Here is a 7113-nt window from a genome sequence, read left to right on the forward strand (position 1 = left end):
AACTGTTATCAGACCTATACTTCACAACTGGTCTGATTTGTCATCAAGACAAACCGATCCTACAATCCTGCGCTCCTTGCTAAGATAAGTGGCATAGTTAAATAATAAACAAGAGGGTTTTGGTTATGAACCAGAAAAACCTGTTCACCCGTTCAGCATTAGCGGTTGCAGTGGCAATAATTTCATCGAATGCTGGCGCTGCTGGTTTCCAGTTAAATGAATTTTCTACTTCGGCTTTAGGCCGTGCTTTTTCCGGGGAAGGCGTTGTTGCTGATAACGCAACGGTAGGAAGTCGTAACCCAGCAGCGATGACGCTGTTTGATCGCCCATCATTTTCCATTGGTGCTGTCTATATCAACCCTGATGTTGATATTACCGGTAAATCCCCAATAACGGGCAAAAGTACCAACGCTAAAAATATTGCTCCTACCGCTTGGATACCTAACATACATTTCATTATGCCAATCGATGATCAATGGTTTGTTGGTACCTCGGTCACCACCAATTTCGGCCTGGCAACCGATTTTAGCAATAACTATGAAGCAGGCCCTATCGGCGGTAAAACTGACCTGACAACGTTGAACTTCAATCTGAGCGGAGCTTATCGCCTGAACGATCACTTTAGCTTTGGTTTAGGACTGAACGCTGTTTATGCGGATGCAAAAATTGTCCGTCATGCAGGTATTCTGTCGCAGAAACTGCGAGGCGCAATAAACCCAACAGATGAAGTTGCTAACCTAGAAGGCAAAGATTGGGGTTATGGCTGGAACGCGGGTATCATGTATGAAGTGGATGAAAATAACCGTTACAGCTTGACTTACCGTTCTAAAGTTAAAATTAAGTTTAAAGACGGTGATTATAAGAATGACGTACCTGTTCAAGTAGGTAAAAATCTGGAAAGAGCGGGAGTACATTTACCTGCTACCGGCGGTCAAACCATTGGCGGTAAATTGGATCTCAAATTGCCAGATATCTGGGAAGTTTCTGGTTATAACCGTGTAGCACCTAAATGGGCTATCCACTATAGCTTGGCGTATGCAGGCTGGAGTGAGTTTGACGAACTGAAAGGGACTAGCAAAAAAGACGGCTCCGTCCTGTTTAGTAAACATGAAGGCTTCAAAGATGCCTACCGTATTGCTTTAGGTACAACTTATTATCACGATGACAATTGGACATTCCGCACGGGTATCGCCTTTGATGACAGCCCGATCCCTGCTGAAAACCGTTCTATCTCTATTCCAGATCAAGATCGTTTCTGGCTGAGCGCGGGTGCAACTTACGCATTTAACAAAGATGCTTCTGTTGATGTAGGTGTTTCTTATATGCATGGTCAGAAAGTCACTGTCAAAGAGAGATTATCTGAAAACAAATCTGATCCAACTAACGTACCATATGAATTCGAAGCTAAGGGTTCTGCTTGGTTGTATGGTGTGAACTTCAACTACGCATTCTAACAATATGCCACTCTAAAAAAGGATAGCTCCATTGCTATCCTTTTTTATCTACGCAGTTCAACACCAAATAAAGATTTATACCCTACAGATTTCAAGATGCATTGCGGCGGCAAGGGAGAGAATCCCCGGAAGCATAGATAACTATGTGACCGGGGTGACCGGGGTGAGCGAATGCAGCCAACAAAGAGGCAACTTGAAAGATAACGGATATATCAATCAATGCTATCCAAATCACCCTGTAATGCTTCAGCATTTGGATTTTCCGTGGCTTTCAGTTTACCGCCGCTTGCCATAAAATCATGACTCTGGAAGTAAGCCTCACGCATCATCAAATAAGGATCTGACGAGTTCTTCAACAAACCATCAGAATCCAGTAAACGAGCACGGGTTTCAATCCCTTCAAATGCCCACTTGCCGGCTGACATCCAAATAGTCAAATAACTCAGCATTGGGTAAGTCATATCCGCCCAGTTTCCCCCTTCATCACGTAGGGTGAAATTGCCATAGCCCGGTAATACAACATAAGGACCATACCCCACCTTGTAATAGCCTAAGGTACTCCCAAAACGTTTTGGTTCTTCTTTTGCCAATTTAGGGTTTGCCATCGTTGCAACATCAATTAGCCCCCCCATACCCAAGATAGTATTCAGGAAAAAACGATTAAAATGTTTCATTCCCTGATATGGGTTACCACGCAAAAAACTGTTTAACATACTAGCGGGTTCTTCGAGATTACTCAGAAAATTACCCAAACCATTTCGAGCAGGCATCGGCACATAATCACGCCACGCTACTGCGACTGGACGTAAAACATAAGGATCAAGAACATCATAATTAAAGTTGAACATTGTGCGGTTAAAACCTTCCAATGGGTCTGAACGCCCCTGTTCAACAGTATCAGATGAATTAGCGCATCCCACTAGTAATGCGGCGGTAAGAGCGATTCCGCCCAAACGATACTTCATACATCTCTCCAAATAATAACCTTCTAGATCCGGCAAATCAGTTTGTTGCCTGATTCGCCGATGATCATCAATAATGTAAATATTACTGACAATCCAACTTGAATGGTACTCAATTCAAGCGATCATTAAATAGGCAAACAGTTTATAACGCCTTATATTATGAATGAAAAGCCGTTATAATAAAGCTATGTCCCCTTAGTTAAATGGATATAACAAGCCCCTCCTAAGGGCTAGTTGCTGGTTCGATTCCAGCAGGGGACGCCAATTTGTGGGTACTGTAGTTGACCACTACAAACAGCCGATTTTCTCAAAGTCAGCACCGTTACCTCTAGAGTTAGGAAAAAGCAAACCAGACTTTCCTAAATCTACCCTCTTATCAGAACGCGTGTCGGTACATGACAACAGAGATCCGCACTTGGTTGGAAGCGAAAAAAGCACAACATTAATCCACTGGAATAAAAACCATGAAATTGAAAAATTCTGACTTAACTGCCAGCGGCCAAACTCAACCCGAAACCACCAAAGAGTTAATTAATGAATATGTCTAACAATAATTTACACTTTCGCCTCCACATATCAAAAACGCGATAGTAAAGGCTTCCTTCAAGATGGCATAATTCCCTTGAATTTCTATAGATAACTTACATGCAGAGGCTTTATGGATACAAAGGTTTCGTTCCGATATAACACCTCCAACCTTACTACAAGTATTACAATATCTAACCGTAACGGGAAAAAAACTATCAAACTTAAAGCCCTGGAGTTTAATCACAAACTTTCCCCATCGGGTAAAATTCTGGTTGTTCAACTGGCAAATTCTCAATCTGATGACTCAGGTAAATTCGTCAAAATCAATACTGAGAACGGCGAGAGGATCTATACGATATCGCCAGAGTGGGGTTTGGCTGATGATTATGCTTTCTTCGGCAACGATGAAAACTTATCAATTAAAGTTAAGTATGGTTCATACGAAATCGATGATACAGGCCTACTCATAGAGAGAAAATCATACTATCTGGCAAGAGTAGTAGCATCAGATATTTCCACAATATCAGCTTTTCCCGCATACTTTGATCTCCACGGTAAGAATAATGAAACATATCAAACTGCATTAGCGTCTCTTGAAAAATTTATTCAAAGCTGTTTTTCAATGTTTCACGGAGTAACATGGTGCTCTTCCGCGTTGAAAACTAAGGCTGAGATATTAGGATGGCAAGATAAAACCAAGGATGCGTTGCAATGCTGCGTTGACGCACTAGCATTAAATCCGAAAGCCACCGTTAAGCGTATGCTTAATTCATTTAGTAAAAAGTTGGGCATAGACAAAGAGTCCGTATCCCCTTCTGATTGGGTCAATATGCTAAAGATTTCAGTTGAAAAAGAGCGTAACGCAGCATTCAAAAAATCCGAAGAAATGTCAAAAAGAGTAGTCACCCATGTAAGCATCCCTGTTGCAAATACCGTAAAAAACATTCCCTATCCTCATACCCAACCTCACAGCCGAAAATCTATAGTAGTAATCATTTTTATTTTGGTAGTTCTGGGCTTGATTTGGCTAACTATATAATGTTCGTGGTGCTGAAAAATATCATTGCTGGTACACTCCATAAAACAATATTAAAACACCATAATTAACAATCTGTTATGGTGTTTTCGATTCCAGCAAGGCTAATAAAGTCCAATTTTTCCAGTTAAATCATTTATATAAAATCAATTCTTGTCTAAGCAAGACTATTTCTATTTAGTAGAATCCAAATACATTTGTGTACAGAATTGCGTATAAATCTAAATTCAACTTTCTGACTATACATATATGTTATTCACAAACATCCAAAATCGTAAGAAAAGCCTTATACATTATGATTTCTCATTAAACCCAATGGATAAAAGCTAGCACTTCTGTTATCGTTTTGCCAGAAAATTAAAAATGCTCTCATTTGATGTCTATGATAAAGCATCTATTGCTAATGCAAGAGAAAAACGTGATGATATCCAAATTAGATGCAGTTATTGAGTATTTCTTGCGTTATTATTCTGTCCGATGTACGTTAGATACCTTATTGAAATAATAAAATAGCTAGTAAAAAACTGAAGATAAACATTAAGATAAAAAATTTAGGCATTTAACACACTATTTCACTAAAATTATCCAACAGGGCATAAGATGAGAAAACAAGATGAATTAAAAAGAAAACACCATTACGTCTGGGCTGATTACCTCAAACGATGGGCTACCGGTAACGACATTTATTATATAAGTAAAAAAGGAATCATATCGCAAGATAGCGTTAAAGGGCGGTCATGTGCCAAAGATTTTTATAAAATAAATCTATTCAATAGAGATGATATTTTCATTGCAAAAAAACTCATCTCAATGTCTGAAATTAACATTCAAAAACTACATAACAACACGTTGACTCCTGCATTTTATTTATCAATGATCAAAGAAAAACTAGGTGAAAAATATAGTTCTAACACAGAACTTATACATCAAGAGAAAGTTATACGCCACAATATAATTGAAAACTATAATACAAGTGTAGAAATAAAAGCAGCCCAAACACTGAAACAATTAGCAACAGGAGACATATCTCCTTTACACAATAAAGAGAACTTCCTGCATTTTTGTAATTTTTTAGGAATGCAGGCGGCAAGATCAAAAAAAATGCAAGATACTCTCCTAAGAAGTTCTGATCATATTAACGGCGAACCTATTTTAATTAATAAAATACGTGAATTCAGTAAAAATCACTGGTGGTTCATACATTGTTTTTTTGGCATTAATCTAGGATACGACTTATATACAAATAAATCTTATGAAAAAAGCATCATAAGGAATCAAACATCTTTACCTTTTATAACCTCTGATCACCCGGTAATTAACATCAATCCTTTAGGGGATAAATCAGAATATATTGATTACTATTACCCAATTTCTACAGAATTTGCTCTCTTAATAACATCAAGTGATAATTGGAAATCCATTAAGAATAATATAACTTACGATATGGTTGATTTACTTAATAAGAAGATATGCGAACATTCAGGAGACACAATATATTCAAACTCTCAAGATATTATAAGAAGATATAAATCAGATTTTAATAAAAGAAAAATTATCACGTATTTTAATAACAAACTAAAAACGCTATATTAATTAGAATTAATGCCGACCCAAAGCCGGCATTATTTTATTAATTGATCATCGAATAGATAAAAACCTAAAGATTTGCTTATTTGCCATTTAACGCTTCGTTTAATTTGCCTTCATCAAGCTGACGACAACGTTTCGCTACCACAATCGTTGCAACACCATTACCAATTAGATTCGTTAAAGCTCTTGCTTCTGACATGAAACGATCTATTCCCAGTATTAATGCCAGCCCAGCTAGTGGTAAATGCCCAACAGCAGAAATTGTCGCAGCTAATACAATAAACCCACTACCTGTTACGCCAGCAGCACCTTTAGAAGATAAAAGTAGTACAACCAATAGCGTTATTTGATGCACAATATCCATATGAGTATTTGTTGCTTGAGCAATAAATACCGCAGCCATTGTCAGGTAAATAGAGGTGCCATCCAGATTAAAAGAGTATCCCGTCGGTATTACCAATCCAACAACAGATTTCTGGCATCCCGCTTTCTCCATTTTATCTAACATACGCGGTAATGCAGATTCAGAAGATGATGTTCCCAATACAATTAATAACTCTTCTTTAATGTAATTAATAAACCGGAATATACTAAATCCTGTCGCTTTTGCAATTGTCCCTAAAACAAATATAACAAAAAGAATACAGGTGATATAAAAGCAAACTATTAATTGTCCTAATTGTACCAACGTACCAATACCATATTTACCGATGGTAAATGCCATTGCACCAAAAGCACCTAAAGGAGCCAATCGCATTATCATATTGATAATACCGAAAATGACATGCGAAAAACCATCAATAATATTGAAGATTGGTTTCCCTTTCTCTCTTAAACGATGAAGTGCAAAACCAAATAACACAGCAAATAATAAGACCTGCAAAATATTACCACTGGCAAATGCCCCGATGACACTGGCCGGAATAACATCAAGTAAAAATGCTATTATCCCTTGTTCAGCAGCCTTCTCCGCATATAGGGATACCGCTTTAACATCTAACGTAGAGGGATCAATATTCATCCCTGCACCAGGCTGCATAACATTGACAACAATTAGCCCAATAATCAAAGCAATTGTGCTAACTATTTCAAAATACACCAGTGCAATAGCGCCCGTTTTACCAACAGCTTTCATACTTTCCATACCTGCAATGCCAGTTACAACAGTACAGAAAATAACAGGAGCAATAACCATTTTGATTAATTTAACAAATCCATCACCCAATGGCTTCATTTCTGTACCAAGCTCCGGATAGAAATGACCCAGAAGTATACCGATAGTTATTGCGAGCAAAACTTGAAAATAAAGACTCTTTAGTAAATTTTTCTTCACTTCTTAATTCCCTAATCCATAGTATAAATCAGATTCTATTTATTCTTATTAGAACGATATAGTTTTTGTTAAATGCACTTTATACCCAAGAAACTTCAAGATGCAGTTTTTAGCACCTGAAAATGGTCGTTAATTCTAGACATCAGCGAGTCCGCTATATCCGGTAGCGTTGTGGTGAAAAATTTGAAGACGTTGTCTCGAAATTCA

Annotated in this window: 7 protein-coding genes, 1 tRNA gene and 1 pseudogene; 6 read left to right on the plus strand and 3 right to left on the minus strand. The window is 37.8% G+C overall.

Annotated features, from left to right (window positions below; translation table 11 throughout):
- Positions 1 to 125 precede the first annotated feature (125 nt).
- Positions 126 to 1454, plus strand: a complete 1329-nt coding sequence (gene fadL / locus AACQ38_RS15475; protein ID WP_113049644.1) for a long-chain fatty acid transporter FadL — start codon at positions 126 to 128, stop codon at positions 1452 to 1454.
- Positions 1455 to 1485: 31 nt separating this feature from the next.
- Positions 1486 to 1749, plus strand: coding sequence for a hypothetical protein (locus AACQ38_RS15480; protein WP_165578525.1), 264 nt, complete (start codon positions 1486 to 1488; stop codon positions 1747 to 1749).
- Here the strand turns inward: AACQ38_RS15480 and mlaA are convergent.
- A complete protein-coding gene (gene mlaA, locus AACQ38_RS15485) occupies positions 1667 to 2419 on the minus strand; it encodes a phospholipid-binding lipoprotein MlaA (RefSeq protein WP_165578526.1) in 753 nt (250 codons plus the stop codon). The two genes, AACQ38_RS15480 and mlaA, sit on opposite strands and share 83 nt — an antisense overlap.
- 189 nt (positions 2420 to 2608) lie before the next feature.
- Here mlaA and AACQ38_RS15490 point away from each other — a divergent pair.
- The 4 genes from AACQ38_RS15490 to AACQ38_RS15505 all read left to right on the plus strand — a co-directional run bounded on the left by AACQ38_RS15490 (position 2609) and on the right by AACQ38_RS15505 (position 5576).
- Positions 2609 to 2683, plus strand: a tRNA-Arg gene (locus AACQ38_RS15490).
- A 4-nt stretch (positions 2684 to 2687) separates the two neighbouring features.
- A complete protein-coding gene (locus tag AACQ38_RS15495; RefSeq protein ID WP_165578527.1) occupies positions 2688 to 2903 on the plus strand; it encodes a hypothetical protein in 216 nt (71 codons plus the stop codon).
- A 174-nt stretch (positions 2904 to 3077) separates the two neighbouring features.
- Positions 3078 to 3986, plus strand: coding sequence for a hypothetical protein (locus AACQ38_RS15500; protein ID WP_165578528.1), 909 nt, complete (start codon positions 3078 to 3080; stop codon positions 3984 to 3986).
- A gap of 597 nt (positions 3987 to 4583) precedes the next feature.
- Positions 4584 to 5576 (plus strand): DUF4238 domain-containing protein, encoded by a 993-nt coding sequence (locus AACQ38_RS15505; protein WP_165578529.1) that lies wholly within the window; start codon positions 4584 to 4586, stop codon positions 5574 to 5576.
- 76 nt (positions 5577 to 5652) lie between these two features.
- On the opposite strand, the gene AACQ38_RS15510 is transcribed toward AACQ38_RS15505, so the two are convergent.
- Complete coding sequence (locus AACQ38_RS15510) at positions 5653 to 6906, minus strand: C4-dicarboxylate transporter DctA (RefSeq protein ID WP_165578530.1); 1254 nt, start codon at positions 6904 to 6906, stop codon at positions 5653 to 5655.
- Between the two features lie 95 nt (positions 6907 to 7001).
- Positions 7002 to 7113 (minus strand): annotated as a pseudogene (locus tag AACQ38_RS15515) (IS630 family transposase); the annotation flags it as partial.

Origin of the sequence: Photorhabdus sp. RW14-46 (assembly GCF_963887965.1) — a bacterium.
Classification (GTDB): Bacteria; Pseudomonadota; Gammaproteobacteria; order Enterobacterales; family Enterobacteriaceae; genus Photorhabdus; species Photorhabdus laumondii.